Consider the following 23,537-nt stretch of genomic DNA (forward strand, 5'->3'; position numbering starts at 1 on the left):
AAGGTTAATACATGCTCCTGTTGTTAGGGAGGCAGCACCTATGGGTTCTCTGAAAAACTGATCACCAAAATCAACTTTGATCACCCTATATTCTCAGGTGTTTTCGAAAATAAAATCAAGAACTTTCAATATCCAAAAACAAAGAGTTCATTCCCAATTACAAGTTCTTATTCATCCGCTCTGTCTTATGAGGATCAAAGTCCTTTTTTAACTTCGATACAAAATCAAGTTTCGGCAGTTTCTATTTTTTCAGCACCTATAAACAATATCAATTCTAATTTTCAGCAATCGCCGCTAATTGTTCCCGTTTTTTATAAAATGGCACAAAACAATCAAAAATCTGGAATAAACGCAATAATCATTGGTAATAATCAGCCTTATTTTGTTGAAGCATTATTATCTAAAGATGCTATATTGGAAGTAAGAGGTGTTGATGAACAATTTATCCCAATTCAACAGATTTTAAATAATAAAGTAAAAATCGTTTTCAACGATTATCCGGAACAAGCTGGTAATTATACCATTTATAATAAAAAAGAAGCACTAGAAAACGTAAGCTTTAATTACAAACGAAGCGAAAGTGATTTGAGTCAGATTAATACAAATCTAATCTCTGATTACAAAACTGCCGATACTATTTCGACCATTTTTAACACCTTGCAAACAGAGCGAACTGACAATGAGATTTGGAAATGGTTTGTTATCTTTGCATTGTTATTTTTAGCATTAGAAATGGCAATTATTAAGTTTGTGAAGTGATTTTTTTACCATTAAGATATTAAGAAAGTTAAGTTTCTTCTTGATTAACTTAATCTCATAATGGTTCAAATAAATTAAGCTTTAAGGGTTTAAAACTTAATTATTTCAATTAAAATAAATTTATCTACATATGAAAATAATCATCCGTGAAGCAAAAATTATAGATTCTAAAAGTCCGTTTCATAATAAGACTGCAGATATTTTAATTAAAGATGGTTTAATTGAACAAATAGGAACTTCACTTCCTAATACTGAAAATGCCGACGAGATAAAACTCGATAATTTACATATATCACAAGGATGGTTTGATAGTAGTGTCTCGTTTGGAGAGCCAGGTTACGAAGACCGTGAAACAATCTCAAATGGTTTAAACGTAGCCGCAAAAAGCGGATTTACTGCTATTGCTTTACAACCCAACTCCTACCCGATTATCGATAACCAATCGCAAGTAAATTTTGTAAAAAACAAGGCCAATGGTTTTGCTACTGAACTTTTCCCTATCGGAGCTTTAACAAAAGCCAGCGAAGGAAAAGATATGGCTGAATTATTCGACATGAAGAAAACTGGAGCTATAGCTTTTGGTGATTATAATAAAAGCCTTGACAATGCCAATTTACTTAAAATCGCATTGCAATATGTACAGGATTTTGATGGTTTGGTAATTGCTTATTCACAAGATCAAAACATTAAAGGAAATGGTGTTGCTAATGAAGGAATAGTTTCAACGAGATTAGGTTTAAAAGGAATTCCGGATCTTGCTGAAGAATTACAAATTGTTCGTAACTTATTTTTACTGAAATATACAGGCGGAAAACTTCATATCCCGACTATTTCGACTGCAAAATCGGTTCAATTAATTAAAGACGCTAAAGCAAAAGGACTAAACATAACAACTAGTGTTGCTGTACATCACCTGGTTTTAACCGATGAAAAATTAGAAGGATTTGACACTCGATTTAAAGTTACGCCTCCATTACGAACTGAAACAGACAGACAAGCATTACTTAAAGGTGTCTTAGATGGAACTATCGATATGATTACATCTGATCATAACCCAATTGATATTGAATTCAAGAAAATGGAGTTTGACATGGCCAAAAACGGTACTATTGGTCTGGAAAGTGCTTTTGGAGCATTAACAACCGTATTGCCTTTAGAAACTGTAATCGAAAAACTAACATTAGGAAAATCAGTTTTTGGTATCGAAAACAATACAATTACCGAAGGTTCTAAAGCAAATATTACCTTATTCAATCCAGAAGGAAAAACTACTTTTACAAAAGAGAATATCTTATCTAAGTCTAAAAATTCAGCCTTTTTAGGTACTCAATTGCAAGGTTCTGTCTACGGAATTGTAAATCAGAATCAATTGGTATTAGAAAAATAAATATAAACACAAGAATGAACAACTCAATCGAAGAAGGAAAAACTCCTGCTATTACCAGTTATATATTAATCATTGGTGTTTTAATCGCGATGTCGATGAACTCTGAAAATAAAAATAGCTTTGCCTCTTTTCATATACGTCAAGCACTAGGTTTATCGCTAACATTTATCTCATTCGGACTTATAATCAGTAATTTTGACAGCTTCATGATTACTTTCCCAATGTGGATTTGTATTTCTATCTTATGGACATACGGTATTTTTAGCGCTATTAAAGGCGAAACAAAACCTGTGCCTTTAGTAGGTGCACTTTTTCAAAAATGGTTTAAAAATATTGGTTAGTTTTTGATTTATAAATTAAAAACCGGCAACTTTATTTCACCATTTACAACTCACTATTTACCATAAAAAAAATGAATTTATCTTTAGAATATAAAATAAGAGAACCAAAAGTTATCTTAGACAAGAACCCATTATTACTATTACTTCACGGATACGGTAGCAACGAAGAGGACTTATTCTCTTTTGCAACCGAACTTCCTGATAATTACTACGTTATTTCTGCAAGAGCACCTTATGACTTACAATACAATAGTTATGCTTGGTACGCAATTAATTTTGATGCAGATCAAAACAAATTTTCAGATAATGAACAAGCTAAAACATCACGTGATTTAATTGCAAATTTCATTGACGAATTAACTGCAAATTATCCAATTGCCCCTAACAATATAACGTTAATTGGTTTTAGCCAAGGATCAATTTTAAGTTATGCAACAGCACTTTCTTATCCTGAAAAAATTCAGAGAGTAGTTGCAATGAGTGGCTATTTTAATGACGAAATCATCAAAGATGGTTATGAGAAAAACGACTTCAAAAACTTAAAAATATTTGCTTCTCATGGAACTGTAGATCAGGTAATCCCTATTGATTGGGCAAGAAAAACTCCTGCAATACTAGAGAATCTAAACATTCCTGTTACCTACAAAGAATATCCTGTTGGTCACGGTGTAGCTCCTCAGAACTTCTTTGATTTTAAAAATTGGTTGGCGCAATAGTTTACAGAATTCAGTCACGATTTTCAGTTTAAAAAATAATTCAATATAAATTTCAAAATGAGTAATTATAAAATTCTTAACTCCAAGAACATCTTTATAATTACTCTTATTGTTATTAGCTTGACCATTTTATCTGTTTGGCTTTTTGGACTTGGAAATCATAATTCTATTTTTAAAAATTCATTACTATCTACAACAATTTTATCCTTAGCTTTCTTCTTATTTATTTCAATCGGATTATATAGTGGAGTGAAGATAAAAGATAATTTAGGAAAAATAACAGATCGTTTTGAATCAAAGAAATTAGATTTCTTAAAAGACTTAGCACTAGAAGGAAGCAGTTCTTCTGTTCCTGATGCTGGTGAGGGCATCTTAGGAATTCTTGTAAGTCTGGTTTTATGGTTTATTATGGCAATTATAATAAGTTATTTATTTTGGGCATTTGGAGCAATAATATGGATTTCTATTCTAACTTTTATAGCAATGCTTTATTGGATTTTTTTTAGAGCTTTGAGGCTTGTCTTTAAAAAATCATCTGTCTGTAAAGATTCATATTCAAAAAGTATTTTATATGGTCTTAGCTTTACAATACTATATAACTTTTGGATTTATATAATCATTTTTATGACAGTATCTCTTTTCTAAAAATATTTCAGTTGTAATTCTTAAATTGCAATCAAATTTTGTAAAACCATCAAGATCTCATATAATTTTAAAACGTGGTTAGAAATGAAATATACTTTTAATTCAATTCTGAATCAAAAACAAAAAACATAATAATGGGAATAAACGATTTAAAGGATTTTATCCTACCAGCAATATTAATCGCTGCTGGTCTTTTTATAAAAAACACTAAAGATCCAAACTTTCAAACTTCTAAAAAATACTGGAAAGTATTATTCATTTTAGGAATTCTGAATCTATTAATGAAGTTGTACCTAATGTTCTTTCTATGATAAGTGATTTATATTACTTAAAAAGTTTTCAATTTCACAACTTCGATTTCTATCACCATTATTAAATTATCACATCTTTAAATTTAAAATAACAAACTTAAAATCAAACAAATACAAAGGATTTAAATATTTTATTTAAATCCTTTTTTTGTTAAACAATATCTTAGTCAACAACGATAGCAATGTCTTAATGAATAAAATAATAAAAATGGAGATGAATACAACAGATTTAATACCAAAAGATAAACATGATATAGAAAGAGCCGAAAACTTAAAAAACTACTCTTATTCTGAATTAAAATCCATTATTCCCGAATTACTTGAGTGGCTTCAAGATTGTAATTGGCCAGTTGCAAAACCAGTTTCGGAATATTTAGGGAGTATCAATGAAGATATATCTCTCGAAATTTTAGATGTTTTAAAAACTAATGATGCCGTTTTGAAATATTGGATAGTATCAATTTTTGGAAAAATAACTAATGATAAATTTATTCGTGATGAAATTATACGAATTGCGACAAATCCTACTCAAGGTGAAATCACTGAAGAAGTTGATAAAATAGCAAAAGAAATAATTCTAGAACGCGGTTGGAAGTAAACTATTCACTTTTGACATTTTTCATTTTTATAATAAATCCCCTTATCTTTAAACTGTACATCTTGTAACAAATAACAAAGAATAAGACTAACCTGTAAACTGATCTAACTAACTATGAAACAACTATTATTCTCGCTACTTTTTATTGGATTTACATTTTTAACAAAAGCACAATCCGATAACAAGATTACTATTGGCACGATTGAAACCATACATTCCAAGATATTGAATGAAGATAGAAAAGTTTGGATACATGTTCCGGATGGCTATATCAAAGGCAAAGCTAAAAAAGAGCATTACCCTGTTCTTTATTTATTAGATGGAAATACCCATTTTACTTCAGTTGTTGGTATGACAGAGCAATTAAGTACAATGAACGGTAATACAATTTGCCCAAAAATGATTGTAGTAGGAATACTCAATACCGACAGAGCGCGTGATTTAACTCCTACGCACGTTGAATCTGATTTACCAATGATGACTAATGAAGCGAGTAAAACTACTGGCGGAAATGAAAACTTTATTGCGTTTATCCAAAAAGAACTAATGCCTTACGTTGAAACCAATTATCCTACAGCTCCATACAAAATGCTGATCGGACATTCTTTTGGTGGTTTAATGGCGATAAATACACTTGCAAATCATACTAATTTATTTAATTCTTACGTTGCTATAGATCCAAGTATGTGGTGGGATAAACAAAAATTCCTCGAACAAAGTAAGAAAGTATTTGCTGAGAAAAAATTCAAAAACACCAGTTTGTTTTTAGGCATTGCTAATACGATGGAAGCTGGAATGGACACTATCAGAGTAAAAAAAGATACTACACAAGGCACAAGACATATCCGTTCGATATTGGAATTAGCAAATGATTTAAAAAAGAACAAACAAAACCAATTAAATTTTGAATACAAATATTACGACAAAGACAGTCATGGATCAGTTCCTTTCATTGCTGAGTATGATGCACTTCGTTTTATTTTTAGTTTCTATAATTTAAACTTGACTTTTACAGATTTTATGGATGCTGGAATGAGTTTGCCAACTAAGATTGAAAAACATTATCAAAATGTTTCCGAAAAAATGGGCTATAAAATACCACCTCCCGAAGCTCCTATCAATCAATGTGGATATATGGCACTAGGTAAAAAAAACTTAACCCAAGCTGAATATTTTTTTAAACTAAATGTAAAAAACTATCCAGAAAGCGCTAATGTATATGATTCACTCGGTGATTATTATAAAGAAGTAGGCGACAAAACCAATGCAATAAGCAATTATAAAAAAACGTTATCAATCAACAAGGAAAGTACCGAAACAAAACAAAAACTAGAAGAACTTCAAAAAGGAAAATAAAATTTAGATCTTAAAAATAAGAGGAAGTAAATTAAACAGAATACCCAAAACCAAAAATCTATACTAAACAATCTAAAGATTTTAAAATACTCTAAATTATGTGGTCAAACAACTATTATTACCTAAACATCTGTTCTGATGAAAAGCTAAGTTTTAGTTATGAAACACTAAAAATCAGAGAATTGTTAATATCCCTAAATGTATTTAAACAAACATCCGATTTTATTTTCACTAATAAACCTGATTTCCCTTTTGCAACAGTTACATTATTAAATGCCAAAAATATTGATAGTTGGTCTGACAAAGATATAGATGAAGAGAAAACCAATTTAATAAATATTGTTTGTGTTAAAGATAATGATGAAAATTTTGAAAACACCTTTGTAAAAATAGCGAAATCTCTTAATTGGAAATTAATCAATGAAGAATCTGATGATGGAATTGAAAATCTTATAATATGGCAGCCCTAAAAAACAAAAACATATAACTAAAATGAAAATATCTAAACTTGACAATCCGGCATTAATCCTAATCGATATTCAGAAAGGTTTCGACAATATCGAATATTGGGGTGGAGAACGCAATAATTTAAATGCTGAGGAAAATGCTGGGGAACTTCTTGAAATTTGGAGAAATAATAAGTTACCGATATTTCATATCCAACATTGTTCTTCTAATCCTAATTCATTACTTCATGAAACTAATCCTGGTAATGCATTTAAAGATATCGTTAAGCCCTTAGCAGGAGAAACAATAATTCAGAAGAATGTTAACAGTGCTTTTATAGGTACTGATTTAAAAGAACAGCTTGATCATGATAAAATTGATACGCTCGTTATTATAGGCCTAACAACCGATCATTGCGTGTCTACAACTACAAGAATGGCTGGAAATTTTGGCTATAACACCTTTCTAATCTCTGATGCAACTGCCACTTTTAACAAAAAGGGATTAAGTGGTCAAGAATTAGGTGCCGAGACAATTCATGAAACAGCACTTGCCAGCTTAAACGAAGAATTTGCTCAAGTAGTAACAACTGATTTTATCAAACAGAATATCTAGACTATGAAAATTTAACCGCAAAGCACGCAAAGATTTACGCAAAGGTTGCAAGGTTTTAAAATCATTCTAATCTTTTTTAATCTGTGGCAGAAAAAGCAACATATTTATATAAACAACAAAGGCGAGAATTATTTCTCGCCTTTGTTATATAGTTTCTATTTATTCGCCAGTATAAATAATCTTTCCAGCTTTTTTTAGTACGTAACCTTTCCAAGGAATTAATTCTAAATCTCCATTTATCCAAGGATCTCCTTGGGCTTTTCGTTCTAAAATAATTGTTCCCTCTTCTGTATCCAGAAAAAGTTCAGCTTTGTTTCCGTCTTTTTCAAAAATAACATAGGCAACAGTAGAATATGTTTTACCATCTTTAGCATGTTCTAACTTAGTACCTATTTCAAATAATCGTACACACTCATTTTTAACAACTGACCATGTATAACCAGCAGAACCTTTGCATCCATGAGCATCTGAATCTCCTCCTACAATATGCTCAGGTTTTACTTCTTCTTTGACAGGTTTTGTTTCTTCTTGAGAAACTTTTTTGGCACAAGAAAATGAAAGCCCAATAATAATCGAAAATAAAAATACTTTTTTCATAGGTTCTATTTATTAGTTGTTACAATTATTATACAGTTCGTAAATCTTATTTTTGATATAATAATGACTGATTTACTTCAAAAGTTACACTCCCATCATTGTTGATAAAGTATTTAAGCAAAACTTCACCCCATGTTTCTCCATCGCTAAAATCGGCTATAATCCATCTGTGGTTTAAAACTTTAACTTTATTGATAATGAATTTATTTACTCCTATTTGATCTTGTCCTGTATATGGATTCCCTTTTGGATTAGCATTAAAATCCATTAATTTCTCAGTAACGATCGGGATTAGTTGCTCGTACTTAATTGTTTTTGATGCATCTGCCGAATCAAAGTAATTTTGCGCGTTTTGATTGTTCTCTAATGAGAAATAGTTGGCTTCGTTTAGTTTATTCTCTACTAAATCTAAACTATCTCTAAGTTTTTTGGTCGTTTTAGCATAACGTTCCTGTTCAAACTTTACTTCTTTACTATAAAACATATAGGTAAAAATATTCATAAGTATAGCAATGATAAATAGGTAAAGTAATAAGGATTTTTTCATTTTTAAAATATAATTAAATTGTGATTTCTAAATTATCATATGCTAGATAAACATTTTTAGGGAGCTTTTTTTGTACTTCCTCATGAAATCCTAATACATGACTAATATGTGTTAAATAAGCTACTTCAGGCTGAACCAAAGTTATAAAATCTAGCGCTTCCTGCAAATTAAAATGGGTATCATGTGGCTCTACACGTAATGCATTTATCACTAATACTTTTAAGTTTTTTAGCTTATCAATTTCGGCTTCTTCTATAGTTTTAACATCTGTTAAATAAGCAAAATCGTCTATTCGATATCCAAAAACCTGCAAGTTACCATGCATAACATTTACTGGAATTGCCATTTTATTTCCCACAGCAAATGGCTCATCGTTAATTACCTCAATTGTATTTACTGATGGTGCTCCTGGATATTTATTTACCGTTTCGAATACGTAATCAAAGCGTTTTTTTAAATTACTTATAACCCGTTCGTGTGCATAAATTGGCATTTCGCCTTGTCTGAAATTATACGGACGTATATCATCCAATCCAGCTGTATGATCAGCATGCTCGTGCGTAAATAAAATTGCGTCTAATTTCTGACAGTTACAAGCTAGCATCTGTTGTCTAAAATCGGGACCGCAATCGATAACATAAGAGTGGTCATCCCAACTGATCCAAATTGACACACGAAGTCTTTTATCCTTAAGGTCAGTACTTTTGCATACTGGATGATCAACCCCTATTATCGGAATGCCTTGAGATGTACCTGTGCCTAAAAAATATACCTTCAATTGTACTTTATTTTTTTACAAAAATAGGATTAATTATCTTTCATTAGAAACCTAATTTACTAACTTTGTAACAAATCAGCCATATTTAAAATAAAATGGGTATAGAAATAAAACTTAAGGGTGACAAAGTCATCGCTCAAATACCATCCATAAAAGACAAAGCGTTACGAATTAATCTAAATGAAAATATTTACGGAACCTTTGCAGAGATTGGTGCGGGGCAAGAAACTGTAAGGCATTTTTTTAGATCTGGTGGTTCGTCCGGAACAATTGCGAAGGCCATGTCTGCTTACGATAAAGATTTTAGTGATGCTATTTACGGAATTGAAAGTGATGGCCGATATGTAACTGAAGAGCGGTTAAAAAAAATGTTAACTCTTGAAGGACAGATAATTGAAGAACGTTTAAGCAGAGAAAAACACCCTACTAAACTTTTCTTTAGTTATGCCAATACTGTTGCAACAATCGATTTTGCTAAACAATTTAAAGGCCATGGCTGGGTTGGAATTCGATACCAAATTGAACCTGATGAAGCCTATAATGAAATTATTCTTCACATTCGTTTTAAAGAAACTGATGCTCGATTACAACAAGAAACATTAGGTATTCTTGGGGTAAACTTAATTTATGGAGCATTTTATAAATATAATGATCCTAAAAGATTACTTCGTTATTTATACGATCACCTTGACAAAGATCAACTTGAAATTGACACCATTAACTTTTCTGGCCCTCGATTTGCTGATGTAGATAATCGATTGATTAGCTTGCAATTAGTTAAAAACGGAATGACCGATGCCGTTATGTTCAATCCTGAAGGAAAAAATATTCTTCCTGCTGCCATTTTATACAAAAAGAATATCCTAGCCTTACGCGGGAGTTTTCGCCCAGTAACTAAGGTTAATATGGATATGTACGAGAAATCATTAAAAATGTTTCTCGAAGAAAATAAAGTTGAGAAAGACAATACACTGGTAATTTTCGAAATCACACTATCTAACCTCCGTTCTGATGGAGAAATCGATGAACGTGATTTTATGGATAGAGCTGAATTGCTTTGTTCATTAGGTCAAACTGTAATGATATCGAACTTCCAGGAATACTATAAAGTTGTTGAATATTTTGCTAATTACACCAAAGCCCGAATGGGATTGGCAATGGGAGTTAACAATTTAGTCGATATCTTTGATGAGAAATACTACCGCCATTTAAGCGGTGGAATACTTGAAGCTTTCGGAAAACTATTCTATCGTGACATGAAAGTATTCCTGTATCCAATGATTGACGAAGATGGTACAATTATGAATTCGACTAACTTAAAAGTTCATCCTAGAATGAAAGAATTATACAAGTTCTTTAAATTTAATGGAAAAGTAATTGATGTTGCTGATTTTGATCCTCATACTCTAGAAGTATTTTCTAGAGAGGTACTAAAAATGATAAGCCAAGGAAAACCTGGATGGGAACCTATGCTTCCAAAAGGTATTGCTGAAATCATTAAAGAACATCACTTATTTGGATACGAGCCTAATAGAATTTTAAAAGAATCAAATTAGTCTTTTTTAAGTAGCTAAGTTACTGAGAGACAAAAATTCAAATATTTTCAAATACGAAAGCATCAGTTTTATAACTGGTGCTTTTTTTGTTCTTGAAGGATATCGTGAGATTGATATGTAAAATACAATTTATAAGCTAAACAATTGCAATACTGCCCTTCGGCTCCGCTCAGGATGACAAGATGGAGAATCAACTCTAAACCTTAACAACTGAAAACGACTGTTAATCTTTGTCAAAGTTCAAAAACTTTGACAAAGATCTTCTGAAAACCAAAACTATAACCTCTATTTTAAGATTTGATCTGCATGTTCTTTGGTTTTTACTTTTGAAATTATATCTTCAATAATTCCTTCTTCATTGATTACAAACGTCGTTCTATGGATTCCGTCATATTCTCTTCCCATGAATTTTTTAGGTCCCCAAACTCCAAAGGCTTGAATTACTGATTTATCTTCATCTGCTAATAACGGAAATGGAAAATCATATTTTTCTTTGAATTTTGCTTGTGCTTTTTGCGCATCGGCACTTACTCCCAATAATACATAATTATTAGCTTGAAAACGCTCGTAGTTATCTCTTAAATCGCAAGCTTCGGCTGTACATCCTGGCGTATTTGCTTTTGGATAAAAGAAAACTACTAATTTTTTTCCTGCATAATCAGCTAATTTATGCGTGTTCCCATCTTGATCAGTTCCTGAAAAATTTGGTGACTTATCTCCTATTTGTAATGTTGTCATATTATTTTAGATTTTTAGATTATCAGAGGTTTTGATTGTTAGGCTCTGGAAATTTACTCACTATTATATTTATTTAAATCAACAATAACTTTCCCAACCAACCAATTATCTTTTTCTGTGTTTTTATATTTATACTTAATTTCAAAAATACCATTTTTAATTTCTCCTTTTTCAAATAAATATTCAGAAAAAATACTATTCGTATACTTTAAAGTTTTTTTAATTCTTCCTTTCGGTAAATTAATTCTAAAAATTTTATTAGTGTCTAAATTTAAAAAACTTAAGAAATTTGATTTTTCTTTATCAATACTTATAAAGTAAGGATATTTTTCAATTTTGCTATAATATACTTCTCTACCAATTTCAGCTATTTTTTTTCCATTATTTTTATTAAACAATATAAATTCAGGTGGATCACAACAACCAGAAACTAAACGGTTTTCTATGATAAAGGCTTTTTTGTATTCAGTCCAACTAAAGTAACCTAACCTTTCTGTTAATTCGATTAACTCTTTATGTAACGAAAACAATATTTTCTTTTTTGTCGCTTTATTTTCAAAAACAACCCAAGATGAATCACAATTAAATTGTCGGTAAATTTTTGCTCCATTTTTTAAAATTGTCTTTTTACAAGATATAATTTCATTTAATTGAGGTTGCTTACAACAATAACAATTTTGTGCTAAACAAATCTGCGAAATGATTCCTAAAATAATTGTTATAATAATCCTCATAATTGTCTACTTCCTTTTATATAATACATTTTTTTAGCCCAGATTATAGTGAAAACCCCAGAATTGTGGTGGTTTACATTTATGTATTGGCTAAGCGACCAGCGGAAGCTCTTGTGAATACTTAAAAATGTTACTACCTCGATGAGGTGTTGTAACGGAAAGCTGGATTAGGCTCATGATAAAAATTGTACTATTTTTACGGGATTAAATTTACGGAAATGAATAAACAAGAACGGGTAACTTTTGTTATAAATACGTTAAAAGAATTATATCCAACTATCCCTGTGCCTCTCGACCATAAAGACCCATATACTTTATTAATTGCTGTATTGTTATCTGCTCAATGTACTGATGTTCGTGTGAACCAAATTACGCCTTTATTATTTGCAAAGGCTGATAACCCATATGATATGGTAAAAATGTCTGTTGAAGAAATTCGTGATATTATCCGTCCTTGTGGTTTATCACCTATGAAATCGAAAGGTATTCATGGTTTATCGCAAATCCTTATTGATAAACATGGAGGCGAAGTACCTCAGAGTTACGAATATCTGGAAGAACTACCTGCTGTTGGTCATAAAACAGCCAGTGTTGTTATGTCTCAGGCTTTTGGTGTTCCTGCATTTCCTGTAGACACTCATATTCATAGATTAATGTACCGATGGAATTTATCTAACGGAAAAAACGTAGCTCAAACTGAAAAAGATGCTAAGCGCCTTTTCCCTGAAGAAATCTGGAATGATTTACATCTTGAAATTATTTGGTATGGCAGAGAATATTCGCCTGCCCGTGGCTGGGATCTTGACAAAGACATTATTACAAAAACGATTGGAAGAAAATCGGTGATAGACGATTACTATGAAAGCTCAGCTTCTAAAAAACAAAAAAATCACTAATTACATATTGCACTTAGTGATTTTTTAATCAAACGACCAATTTGATTAATTCATTTACCTCCAAAACATCCGACAACTGTTGCGGGCTGTTTAATTAGCTATAATCTCAAAACTCTTATCGTTAATTTTTACTACTGTTAATGCTTGTGAGTAACTTAATATAAAAGAAACGACTTCTTTGTTGGGTTTCAAGTTTGTAGTAGCTGCTACTTTTTTTGAGTAAATTTTTGCCATGCTAATAATTGTTTATTTATATAACAACGGCCTATTACTCAATTTAGTATATTAATTAGTTAAAATAATTTGATGTTTTTCTATTATTTTTCTAATATTCATTAATGCATATCTCATCCTTCCTAAGGCGGTATTGATACTTACTCCTGTTACTTCTGATATTTCTTTAAAGCTCATATCCTGATACATACGCATTACTAGCACTTCTTTTTGATCACATGGAAGCTCCTCTATTAACTTTTTTAAATCGACTTCAACCTGATCCACAATCATTTTATTTTCAATTGTTAGTGTATCATCTGACATGATAGAGAATATAGAAAACTCTTCGGTTTCTCTATACATTGGCATTTTCTTCGTTTTTCGATAATGATCTACTATTAAGTTGTGCGATATACGCATTACCCAAGGCAAGAATTTCCCCTCTTCATTATATGAATTGCTTTTTAAAGTCTTGATTACTTTTATAAATGTATCCTGAAAAATATCATTTGATATATCTTTGTCTGCTATTTTTGAATATATAAATCCATAAATCTTAGATTCATGTCTTTTTATCAATGTTGACAAGGCATTTTCGTTACCTTCAACATAGTTCTTCACCAATAGAGCGTCAGGAATTTGCAGATTAGCCATAATACTACCTTTTAGTTTTAATTTGAAATTTGGGTAATTTTCTAAAAAAGTAATTTTACTGTATAGGCTACTGGTTTTTAAAGTGTTAATTAAGTGTTCAAATTTAACAAATATTTTTTTTAAAAAGCAAATTAAATTAAGAATAATTATTACCAAATTCCGAAAAACATTAAAATAAAGTCAATGATTTCTAGAAAAAGGATAAAAAACAATAAATTAACACTTTGTTATTAACAGTTAAAAAAGAAATCTAAATCGCACAAAACAAATCAATTACATTTTAACATACTTTTTTTTCACATCCTTTAATCATTGATATACTCCGAAATTATTTTCTTAGCTGATCTTAATTATAAAGAAATACTTATCATGTTGTTTTTTACATAAATTGAACTTCTATCCTTAACATAACTCAAATCAAAAATGCTTACTTTTGTGGAAATTGATTTTTTGTATGCAAATTGACCTTTCTACACTCGACCCAAAGAAAAATATCATCATTAAAGGTGCTCAAGTACATAATTTAAAAAATGTAGATGTTGCCATTCCAAGAAATAAACTTGTTGTTATTACTGGGCTTTCGGGTTCTGGAAAATCAAGTTTGGCATTTGATACTTTGTATGCCGAAGGGCAGCGTCGCTATGTAGAGAGTTTATCGTCATATGCGCGTCAATTTTTAGGTCGTTTAGACAAACCAAAAGTCGAATACATCAAAGGAATTGCTCCTGCAATTGCTATTGAGCAAAAAGTAAATACTACCAATGCCCGTTCAACCGTAGGAACTTCTACAGAGATTTACGATTATGTAAAGCTGCTTTTTGCAAGAATTGGCCGTACATATTCTCCTATTTCTGGTCAGGAAGTCAAAAAAAACACTGTAACCGATGTTGTTACTGATGTAAAAAGCTTTGAATTAGATAGCAAATGGTTACTTCTAGCTCCTATTCATCTTGAAAAAGGAAGAAAATTAGAAGACAAACTTAATGTTTTACTACAACAAGGATTTGCTCGTATTTTAATAGATAACGAAATGATTCGTTTAGATGATTTTTCAACTTCACTTAACACAAAAAAGAACCAGGAAATTTTATTGATTATTGACAGAATCGTTGTAAAAGAAGAGGAAGAGTTTTTCAATCGTCTTTCGGATGCTGTTCAAACAGCTTTTTTTGAAGGAAAAGGAATTTGCTTTTTACAAGAATTAAAAACTAATAAAAGATTCAGTTACTCTAATATTTTTGAATTGGATGGAATCACATTTTTAGAACCTAATCCACATTTATTCAGTTTTAATAATCCATATGGTGCTTGCCCAGCCTGTGAAGGATATGGAAACATTATTGGTATCGATGCCGATCTAGTCATTCCAAATACTTCTTTATCTGTTTATGAAAACGCTATTTACCCATGGCGCGGTGAGAGCATGAGCTGGTTTCGTGATCAATTGGTTAATAATTCTCATAAGTTTGATTTCCCTATACATAAACCTTATTTCCAATTAAGTGAAGAACACAAAGAATTAATATGGAAAGGAAATCAGTATTTTGAAGGTTTAAATGATTTCTTCAAAGAACTAGAGGAGAAAAATTACAAAATACAAAATAGAGTAATGCTTTCACGTTATCGTGGAAAAACAAAATGTCATGTTTGTAAAGGAAAGCGTCTAAGAGTAGAAGCTTCTTATGTAAAAATAAATGGTAAAACTGTTTCTGATTTAGTCGATTTACCGATTCAACATTTAGTTACTTTCTTCAACAAAATAGAACTTAATGTTTACGAAAAACAAATTGCTAAACGATTACTAGTCGAGATTAATAATAGACTATCCTTTTTGACAGAAGTAGGTCTTTCTTATCTTACCTTAAATCGAAATTCTTCAACACTCTCTGGAGGAGAATCACAACGAATCAATCTGGCAACCTCTTTAGGAAGCAGCTTAGTAGGTTCTATGTATATCCTTGACGAACCTAGTATTGGGTTACATCCAAAAGACTCTGAACGATTAATAAAGGTACTACTCTCTTTCGTGATCTAGGCAATACCGTAATTGTTGTTGAACATGATGAAGACATCATGAAGGCTGCCGATATGATTATAGATATTGGTCCAGAAGCAGGGACTTTTGGAGGTGAATTAGTGGCTCAGGGAACGTATGACGAAATATTAAAATCATCTTCATTAACAGCTAAATACCTTAATGGTGATTTAGAAGTAACAGTTCCAAAACACCGACGAAAATCGAAGAACTACATACAGGTTATTGGTGCTCGGGAAAACAACCTTAAAAACATTGATGTCACATTTCCTCTAGATGTTTTAACCGTAATTACAGGGGTTTCTGGTAGTGGAAAAAGTACGCTTGTTAAAAAGATTCTATTTCCTGCTATTCAGAAAAAATTAGACAATGCTGCCGAAAAAGCAGGTCAGTTTACTGAAATAAAAGGATCTTTTTCTCAAATAAAACATATTGAATATGTAGATCAAAATCCTATTGGAAGAAGTTCTCGTTCTAATCCTGTAACTTACATAAAAGCTTACGATGATATTAGAGAACTTTATGCCAAAGAAAAACTATCAAAAATAAGAGGCTATCAAGCCAAACATTTTTCATTTAACGTAGATGGTGGAAGATGTGAAACCTGCAAAGGAGAAGGCTCTATTAATGTGGAAATGGTTTTTATGGCTGATGTGCAATTGCCATGTGAAACTTGTGGTGGCAAACGTTTCAAAAAAGAAGTTTTAGAAATTACTTTTGATGATAAAAACATAAATGACATCTTAACCATGACTATTGATGATGCTATTAGTTTCTTTTCAAAAAACAATCAAACTAAGATTACTCAAAAGCTGCAACCATTACAAGATGTTGGTCTAGGATATGTACAATTAGGACAATCTTCTTCTACTCTTTCTGGTGGTGAAGCACAACGTATTAAACTGGCTTCATTCTTAGTAAAAGGTGCTACAAAGGACAAAGCTTTATTTGTTTTTGATGAACCTACAACTGGGCTTCACTTTCATGATATCAAGAAATTATTAGCTTCATTTGATGCATTAATTGATAAAGGACATTCTATAATTGTAATTGAACACAATCTTGACCTTATAAAATGTGCCGATTGGATAATTGATTTAGGCCCAGAAGGCGGTGAAAATGGTGGGGAATTATTAGCAGAGGGAATACCTGAAGATATAGTAAAAGTAAAAAAATCTATAACAGGTATCTACTTAAAAGAGAAATTATAACCTTAACTTATTCGTGATAACATTTATCTTCAAAAGGAACTCCATCTTCATCGATGGCAACCAATATCTTTTTGTTTTTAGATGATTCTATGGTTAAATACAGCCAAGCAATAGACCACAATCCAAATGTTAAGCAACAAATAAGGAAATTAAAACTATGATCAACCACTCTTTCTCCTTTCGATAAAACTGCAAAAAGCATTTCATCATTTCTTTCTTCTAAAATAAAACCGTTATGAATTTTATTTGAAATTATATTTGAGAATACTTGTAAACTTTCTTCTTGCGTAAATTGTGGGCTTTTCATAATCATAAATTAAAATTATTTTTAGCTATTTACTTTAATAATTTATTTTGGAGTAATTCTAGGGAGCAAAATTAGTTTACAATAACAAATTAAACAATACCCACTTTTAGTGATTTTACAATTAGTCTTTCATCACAAAACACTAAAAAAGATTAATCTTCTAATATAAAACACAATATCAAAAGCTTTTTTACATATTAATCAATTGCCTTTTTTTAAATACTCTCCTTTCAAAAACAATCAATTACAACTTGCTATTTATATTAAACGTCGGAGTTTCATAATTATTACTTAAATAATCTTCTGGAATACTCGTTTTATTACCATCGCGAAACGGCTTACAAATATAAACAAAATGAATTACTTTTTATTTCCAACTATTTCTTACTCATTTTTAACGCCAAGCTTCTTTATAAACTTATCTATTACTTGGTTTATCTCTTTAGAGATTTCAAATTTATAGTTTAAATACACATAAAAAACCGTTACAATAGATGATTTTATAGCAATCCCTATTAGTGGATAAACGGGAAATTCCCAAAAAGTAAAACAATAGAAATAATACTGATGTAAGCAGTAATGAATACAAATTTTGTTTGTAAAAGGATACAAATGAAGTTTCTTAACTACAAAAAGTAATTTCGCTAAAAACTGTATGCTGTACTAGATAGTAGCGTTGCAAATGCAGACCCCTTAATACCGTAAATAGGTATAAAAATTATGTTTAAAACAAAAGTCAAAACAACTAAACCTAATCCCAAAAATAAAACCGTTCGATAATATTTTGTATTAAAAATAATAGCATTATTATTCCCCAAAATAAGATCAAAATATTTAGATAATCCAATCATAAAAACAACAGGAACTCCTCCTCTATACTCCTCAGGAACTATTTCATATAACTGATTAATATTTACAAAAATACAGAGCATCACGAATCCACCAACAATCTGTAAATTAATAGATGTCTTTTTGTATAGATCATTCAATTCATCGTGTTTATTTCTCATGCATTAATTTAGCCGTAATAGGATACACAATCTGATGCATCGCGCGACTCGGAACAGAGATTACCAAAGCTATATATGTTGCTACAAAATAATAAGCAATATTCTCAATTTCAATACTGATTAAGCATAAGCTTATCTCCATCCAAAAGCAAATTAGCTACACTTCCTGAAAGAATTATGTAAAACGTATATTCCATTACGCTCTTTACATTCTTTGGTATTGTGATCTGAAAGTTTGGTTTCTTGATACTAAAAGCGTAAAACATGGTTACGATAAAGGCTAAAAAATAAATTGCTGCCGTTATATATACAAACTGAATTAGTGTAATCCAATGAAAATACAATCCTACCAATACAAATGAAGAAAACAGTCTTAAACCAACTTCTTTGATAAAATTACCAAAAACGGAATGCATATGTACCCTTGCCCAAGCATAAAAAATCTCGAAATAAGCCATACAAATTCCAACAAAAGGAATCAGTAAAATAAACTCTTTTACAACTGGATTTTTCTTTGATACAAAGACTGTAATATCATCAAAAAAGAAGATTCCAATTATTCCTAACGGAATACACATTAGTATAGGAAACAAAGCTGTAAACGATAAAAACTGCTCTCTTTCTTCTTCTGTTTTATATTGAGAATAGAACTTGACTAATGTATTTTGCATTCCGATAGCAAACAAAGGCATAATCACATTTGCAGCAGAAAGAATATAATTTGTTAATCCATAATAAGTTTCGCCTAAATAAATCGGATACAAATAAAGCGTGTTTATAGCACCAATACCAAAACCAATATATGTTATGATAGTATTTTTGAAAGACTGATTTAAGACTATGCCCATTGAAGGTATTTATGTTTTTTATTAAAAGTTTAAAAGTATTCTATTTAATCAATTGTACTAACTGTTTAGTTAGGTTCTTTCTAGAATATTGCTGCAATCCTACTCCGTTTGATTGTAGTTTTCCTTCTAAAAATTGATTATAAAAATCCAAAATTACACTTTTTAATTTCATTTTTTCAGAATAGTCAAAAAACACTCCAGTATTAGTCTGGGTTATAATATCAGAGAAATCTGAACCCTTTGGTCCAATAGCAATTATTGGTCTATTTGAAACCATATATTCAAACAACTTACCTGGAATAATACTCTTTGTATCTTCTGAATTGATTTCAATCAATAATAAAACCTGAGATTTTTTTTGATGTGCAATAGCTTCGTTGTGCGAAACATAACCTAAATTATTCAGATAATCATTAAGTTTGAACTTAGTAATTGTTTCTAAAACTTCCTGACTAACTGCACCTATTAGTTTTATTTCTAAATGCTGTTTGAATTCAGGAATCTCTTGTAACAGTTCAATTAAGCATTCCCATAAAAAAGCGGGTTTCTTTCTGATAAGAAAGAACCTATATGCGCCAATGTAAACTTAGTATCTAAAGTTTGCTTATCTACATTTTCAACATCATAGCCATTCGTAATAACTTCAATAGGTTTTGTTGTTATTTCCTGAAACTCTACTTTAGTTGTTTTACTGGTTACAAGAATAGTATCTGCTGTGTTTAAAACCTGATGTTCTAATTTTTTATGCTTTTTAGCTGCATAACTAGATAACGTAATGATTTATGATAACCAATCGTAGTCCATGGATCACGAAAATCAGCGAACCATTTTATATTTAATTTCTGTTTTAACTCTAATCCTATAAGATGTAAACTATGTGGTGGACCAGAAGTCACAATTGTATCAATATTATTCTCAACAATATATTTCTCTAAGAAAGAAACTGATGGTTTTACCCATAAAACACGAGCATCGGGGATAAATAAATTTCCACGAATCCATAGGAACACTTTATCAAGAAGGGATTGCTTTTTTTTTATTCGGAAAAATCCCCGAAGCAATTTTTTTAGTCTTGTTTTTCGAAAAAAACGAAGCTAGTTGATATGGTTCAATAATTTTATTCTTGATAACTATTACCTGATCCGAAACTTCATTTACCAAACCTTCATCAACAATTGGATATGTTGGGTTTTCTGGTACATATACAATTGGCTGAACACCAAATTCGGGCAAATATTTTACAAATTTTAACCAGCGTTGTACGCCAGGTCCTCCAGCCGGTGGGAAATAATAGGTTATAATTAGAAGTTTCTTTTGTTCCAAGAAAAATTGATTTAATGTTTAAAATTGCAAACTGAGATTGAAAATCGATTACTTTACAGTAATCGATTTTTTTCTTTCAAAATAAATTCCTCCGATTAAAAGAACCAACATACCTATTGAACTCGCAAGTGTAATCATACTACCCGTTTTAACAACTTCTGGTTCAAATTTAAATTCAATTGTATGTTTTCCTCCAGGAACTTCTAAAGCTCTCAAGACATAATCTACAGGGAAATGATCTGTTAGTTTGCCATCTATATAAGCATTCCATCCTTTTTCATAATATATTTCAGAGAATACTGCTAAACCATCATTTAGGTTATCTGATGTGTATTTGAGATAATTTGGCTTATAAACTTCTAACTTTATAGTTCCGCTTGCATCCCATTTTTTCTTTAATCGAGCACTCTTAAATTTAGAACCATGGTCATGAATATTAAAAATAGCTACATTTTTAGTATCCAAATGATCTAATAGCTTCATTTCGGCATCGGCAGTATTAACCAATTTTACATCTTTTACAAACCAAGCATTGCCGTTTGTATTTGGATTTATCGTTGGAAATTCCTGACCTTCTTTATTGGTTTGGATAATGTATTTTATATTTAGCATATCCAATACTTCCATATTATTTTTGGCTATTTGATAGTCAAACAATTGCTGCATTCTTCTTGGCTTTGCAGCATGATATCCTCCAATTGATTTATGGAAGTAAGAAGCTCGTGCGCTTGATAAGTTTCCATTGACTTCAAATACTCTATAATGTGTCGTATCTTTTAAAATCTGAGCATCAGAAGGTGTTTCCTGAAAAGGAACTGCCACTTCTCTTCCGCTTACAAAATCTTTAGCTGATACATATTTTTTATCTACAAAGAACAAATCGAAGATCATCAAAACCCCTACAATTATAAGTGCTGTGTTTTGAGAAAGTTTATTTTTAATAAAGAACCATAATACTCCAAATACAACTACAATAAAAAATCCTGAACGCAATAAATCTGCTGAGTACAACGTTTTTCTATCTTCTTTTAGCGCATCAACAAAATCAGGACCGTAATTCTCTAAGAAATAACCATCACTACCTCCAGAGAAATTAAACATGCTTTTACAGAAAACTAGTATCAATAAAACACCAACACTAAACACTCCTGTTTGAACTAATCCCTTTTGCTGCAACTTTGGATCTATTTCTTTTAATTTGAAAAAAGATTGTAATCCCATGATTGCAAGAACTGGAAAACACAGCTCTAGAATTACTTGTATTGAAGAAACAGCTCGAAACTTATCATACATAGGAACATGATCGATAAAGAAAATCAAGTCAGATTGGAAGTTTTTTCCCCAAGAAAGCACTTAAAGCAAGCATTGCTCCTGAAAAGAATACATATTTAATTTTCCTATCATCAATAAACAAAGCCAAAACTGCTAAGAAAAAAACGATGGCACCAATATACGCAGGAGCTGCCACAATAGGCTGATCTCCCCAATAAGTTGGCATTGCCGAAACAAAATCTTTTGCTTGCCCTTCCGGAACGCCTTGTCCAATCATGAACTCATACATATGACTATCCGTTCCTAAAGCTTCACTGTTTGATCCACCAAACAATCTTGGTGCAATTAGATTAAAGCTTTCAGCAATTCCATAGCTATATTCTGTAATGTAATCACGAGTTAAAGCACTTCCGCTAGTATTATTTTTTGAACCATCTGGGTTAAATGTTAATTCACTTTTTCCTCTTGACTAAAACTAGCATATTCGCTAGTAGCCATTAAATTGGTTGCATTTGCCCCTAAAGCAAAAATTCCAGCTACTGCCAAAACTCCAAATGAGATTAAAAGCGGCTTATATTCTTTTTCTTTAATAAAATTAAATGCGAAATATCCTGAAAGTATCAACAAGAAGATTAATAAGTAAAACGTCATTTGAAAGTGGTTTGCATCGATTTCCAGGAACCGAAAAAGCATGGTGAGTAATCCACCGAGAATATATTTTTCTGAAATACGAGTATAAATCCTGCAATGACCAGTGGCATATATGCAATAGCATGTGCCTTGGCATTATGTCCAACTCCTAATATGATGATTAAATAAGTAGAGAAACCAAAAGCCAATGCTCCAATAAAAGCTTTAAGCGGGTCGATTTTTAAAACCAATAACAAGCCATAAAATCCTAAGAAATATAAGAAAAGGTAATCTGCTGGACGAGGTAAGAATCGCAAAGCATCATCTAATTGCCCTACATAATCATGCGGATAATTAGCTCCTAATTGATACGTTGGCATTCCGCCAAAAGCCGAGTTTGTCCAATAAGGTTCAGAATGTTCAGTTGCTCTAAAATCATTTTGTTCCTTGGCCATTCCGGTATATTGTGCAATATCCGATTGAAAAATTTGTTTTCCTTGTAATACAGGATAAAAATAAATTAAAGAAACGAGTACAAATCCCAATATAACAAGGGCATGCGGATAAAGCTTATTTATTACTTTCAATTTTGGTAGGTTTGGTTATGGATGAAAAAATCTATTGTTCGATTACAAATTTAATCTATTTCTTCATAATCAACGTAATCACCAACTTTTTTGGTTTCACGCGGGTTTTTCGCATTAGCAGTATCAATTATTACCTCATCATTTGTTCTTGTTTTTTGCCAAGAATTATTTTGTTGCTGCTGTGTATATTGCTGTTGTTGTCTCTGAAAATTCTCTCCTGCTTTATCTACCACTTTTTTTACTAAAACTGGTAAAAATAATTTTGCCAAGAATCTAAAAATGTAATAAAAAGCAATCATATAAAAAATCGCTTTTATAAGACCTGAAAAAGATGCTGTTTGCATAATCATATAATTTTTTTCAAAAATAGCAAATCCATTCTTGAAAATTAAAATATCAATCTTAAATAAATAATAAAATATA

At 31.0% G+C, this 23,537-nt stretch carries 23 protein-coding genes and 3 pseudogenes; 13 read left to right on the forward strand and 13 right to left on the reverse strand.

Annotation, left to right across the window (positions count from 1 at the left end; all coding sequences use genetic code 11):
* Positions 1–318 precede the first annotated feature (318 nt).
* From AC1RYN_RS13325 to AC1RYN_RS13370, 10 genes are all read left to right on the forward strand, one after another.
* Positions 319–759 carry a hypothetical protein gene (locus AC1RYN_RS13325; RefSeq protein ID WP_481807357.1) on the forward strand — a complete coding sequence of 147 codons (441 nt, stop codon included), beginning with the start codon at positions 319–321 and terminating at the stop codon, positions 757–759.
* A 130-nt stretch (positions 760–889) separates the two neighbouring features.
* Positions 890–2,146 carry a dihydroorotase gene (locus AC1RYN_RS13330; RefSeq protein ID WP_481807358.1) on the forward strand — a complete coding sequence of 419 codons (1,257 nt, stop codon included), beginning with the start codon at positions 890–892 and terminating at the stop codon, positions 2,144–2,146.
* Between the two features lie 14 nt (positions 2,147–2,160).
* Positions 2,161–2,487: a hypothetical protein gene (locus tag AC1RYN_RS13335; protein WP_129537781.1), complete on the forward strand. Its 327-nt coding sequence runs from the start codon at positions 2,161–2,163 to the stop codon at positions 2,485–2,487.
* 71 nt (positions 2,488–2,558) lie between these two features.
* Positions 2,559–3,203: an alpha/beta hydrolase gene (locus AC1RYN_RS13340; protein ID WP_481807359.1), complete on the forward strand. Its 645-nt coding sequence runs from the start codon at positions 2,559–2,561 to the stop codon at positions 3,201–3,203.
* A 57-nt stretch (positions 3,204–3,260) separates the two neighbouring features.
* Positions 3,261–3,848 (forward strand): hypothetical protein, encoded by a 588-nt coding sequence (locus tag AC1RYN_RS13345; RefSeq protein WP_481807360.1) that lies wholly within the window; start codon positions 3,261–3,263, stop codon positions 3,846–3,848.
* Positions 3,849–3,982: 134 nt separating this feature from the next.
* Entirely contained in the window at positions 3,983–4,159 is a 177-nt protein-coding gene (locus AC1RYN_RS13350; protein ID WP_164998649.1) for a hypothetical protein, read from the forward strand.
* 190 nt (positions 4,160–4,349) lie between these two features.
* Positions 4,350–4,757 carry a DUF5071 domain-containing protein gene (locus AC1RYN_RS13355; protein ID WP_481807361.1) on the forward strand — a complete coding sequence of 136 codons (408 nt, stop codon included), beginning with the start codon at positions 4,350–4,352 and terminating at the stop codon, positions 4,755–4,757.
* Positions 4,758–4,871: 114 nt separating this feature from the next.
* Entirely contained in the window at positions 4,872–6,113 is a 1,242-nt protein-coding gene (locus AC1RYN_RS13360; RefSeq protein WP_481807362.1) for an alpha/beta hydrolase-fold protein, read from the forward strand.
* Between the two features lie 98 nt (positions 6,114–6,211).
* On the forward strand, positions 6,212–6,583 hold the full coding sequence (locus tag AC1RYN_RS13365) for a hypothetical protein (protein ID WP_481807363.1): 372 nt from the start codon (positions 6,212–6,214) through the stop codon (positions 6,581–6,583).
* Between the two features lie 22 nt (positions 6,584–6,605).
* Positions 6,606–7,175 carry a cysteine hydrolase family protein gene (locus AC1RYN_RS13370; protein ID WP_481807364.1) on the forward strand — a complete coding sequence of 190 codons (570 nt, stop codon included), beginning with the start codon at positions 6,606–6,608 and terminating at the stop codon, positions 7,173–7,175.
* A gap of 159 nt (positions 7,176–7,334) precedes the next feature.
* On the opposite strand, the gene AC1RYN_RS13375 is transcribed toward AC1RYN_RS13370, so the two are convergent.
* The 3 genes from AC1RYN_RS13375 to AC1RYN_RS13385 are packed head-to-tail and all read right to left on the reverse strand — an operon-like array spanning position 7,335 to position 9,097.
* Positions 7,335–7,772: a hypothetical protein gene (locus AC1RYN_RS13375; RefSeq protein ID WP_481807365.1), complete on the reverse strand. Its 438-nt coding sequence runs from the start codon at positions 7,770–7,772 to the stop codon at positions 7,335–7,337.
* Between the two features lie 46 nt (positions 7,773–7,818).
* Positions 7,819–8,319, reverse strand: coding sequence for a hypothetical protein (locus AC1RYN_RS13380; protein ID WP_481807366.1), 501 nt, complete (start codon positions 8,317–8,319; stop codon positions 7,819–7,821).
* A 13-nt stretch (positions 8,320–8,332) separates the two neighbouring features.
* Positions 8,333–9,097: an MBL fold metallo-hydrolase gene (locus AC1RYN_RS13385; RefSeq protein WP_481807367.1), complete on the reverse strand. Its 765-nt coding sequence runs from the start codon at positions 9,095–9,097 to the stop codon at positions 8,333–8,335.
* Positions 9,098–9,192: 95 nt separating this feature from the next.
* Between AC1RYN_RS13385 and AC1RYN_RS13390 the strand changes: the two genes are divergently transcribed.
* On the forward strand, positions 9,193–10,653 hold the full coding sequence (locus tag AC1RYN_RS13390; protein ID WP_129537773.1) for a TonB-dependent receptor: 1,461 nt from the start codon (positions 9,193–9,195) through the stop codon (positions 10,651–10,653).
* 285 nt (positions 10,654–10,938) lie between these two features.
* Here AC1RYN_RS13390 and bcp read toward each other — a convergent pair whose 3' ends face one another.
* Positions 10,939–11,391, reverse strand: coding sequence for a thioredoxin-dependent thiol peroxidase (gene bcp / locus AC1RYN_RS13395; RefSeq protein WP_481807368.1), 453 nt, complete (start codon positions 11,389–11,391; stop codon positions 10,939–10,941).
* A gap of 53 nt (positions 11,392–11,444) precedes the next feature.
* On the reverse strand, positions 11,445–12,125 hold the full coding sequence (locus tag AC1RYN_RS13400) for a hypothetical protein (RefSeq protein ID WP_481807369.1): 681 nt from the start codon (positions 12,123–12,125) through the stop codon (positions 11,445–11,447).
* Between the two features lie 218 nt (positions 12,126–12,343).
* Between AC1RYN_RS13400 and AC1RYN_RS13405 the strand changes: the two genes are divergently transcribed.
* Positions 12,344–13,021: an endonuclease III domain-containing protein gene (locus tag AC1RYN_RS13405; protein ID WP_481807370.1), complete on the forward strand. Its 678-nt coding sequence runs from the start codon at positions 12,344–12,346 to the stop codon at positions 13,019–13,021.
* 90 nt (positions 13,022–13,111) lie between these two features.
* On the opposite strand, the gene AC1RYN_RS13410 is transcribed toward AC1RYN_RS13405, so the two are convergent.
* Positions 13,112–13,255, reverse strand: coding sequence for a hypothetical protein (locus tag AC1RYN_RS13410; RefSeq protein WP_481807371.1), 144 nt, complete (start codon positions 13,253–13,255; stop codon positions 13,112–13,114).
* A gap of 51 nt (positions 13,256–13,306) precedes the next feature.
* Positions 13,307–13,891, reverse strand: coding sequence for an RNA polymerase sigma factor (locus tag AC1RYN_RS13415; RefSeq protein ID WP_481807372.1), 585 nt, complete (start codon positions 13,889–13,891; stop codon positions 13,307–13,309).
* A gap of 454 nt (positions 13,892–14,345) precedes the next feature.
* On the opposite strand from AC1RYN_RS13415, the pseudogene uvrA reads away from it, so the two are divergent.
* Positions 14,346–17,137, forward strand: a pseudogene (uvrA, locus tag AC1RYN_RS13420) (excinuclease ABC subunit UvrA).
* A 7-nt stretch (positions 17,138–17,144) separates the two neighbouring features.
* On the opposite strand, the gene AC1RYN_RS13425 reads toward uvrA, so the two are convergent.
* The 6 genes and pseudogenes from AC1RYN_RS13425 to AC1RYN_RS13450 form a co-directional block, all read right to left on the reverse strand.
* Entirely contained in the window at positions 17,145–17,444 is a 300-nt protein-coding gene (locus AC1RYN_RS13425; RefSeq protein WP_264285122.1) for a hypothetical protein, read from the reverse strand.
* A gap of 644 nt (positions 17,445–18,088) precedes the next feature.
* A complete protein-coding gene (locus AC1RYN_RS13430; protein WP_481807373.1) occupies positions 18,089–18,454 on the reverse strand; it encodes a lipopolysaccharide biosynthesis protein in 366 nt (121 codons plus the stop codon).
* A 110-nt stretch (positions 18,455–18,564) separates the two neighbouring features.
* A complete protein-coding gene (locus tag AC1RYN_RS13435; RefSeq protein WP_481807374.1) occupies positions 18,565–19,302 on the reverse strand; it encodes a lipopolysaccharide biosynthesis protein in 738 nt (245 codons plus the stop codon).
* Between the two features lie 40 nt (positions 19,303–19,342).
* Positions 19,343–20,625: pseudogene (locus AC1RYN_RS13440) on the reverse strand (glycosyltransferase family 4 protein).
* 48 nt (positions 20,626–20,673) lie between these two features.
* Positions 20,674–23,114: pseudogene (locus tag AC1RYN_RS13445) on the reverse strand (YfhO family protein).
* Positions 23,115–23,164: 50 nt separating this feature from the next.
* Positions 23,165–23,458: a DUF4834 family protein gene (locus AC1RYN_RS13450; RefSeq protein ID WP_195735190.1), complete on the reverse strand. Its 294-nt coding sequence runs from the start codon at positions 23,456–23,458 to the stop codon at positions 23,165–23,167.
* Positions 23,459–23,537 lie beyond the last annotated feature (79 nt).

The sequence above is a fragment of the Flavobacterium sp. TC780 genome, assembly GCF_056783245.1.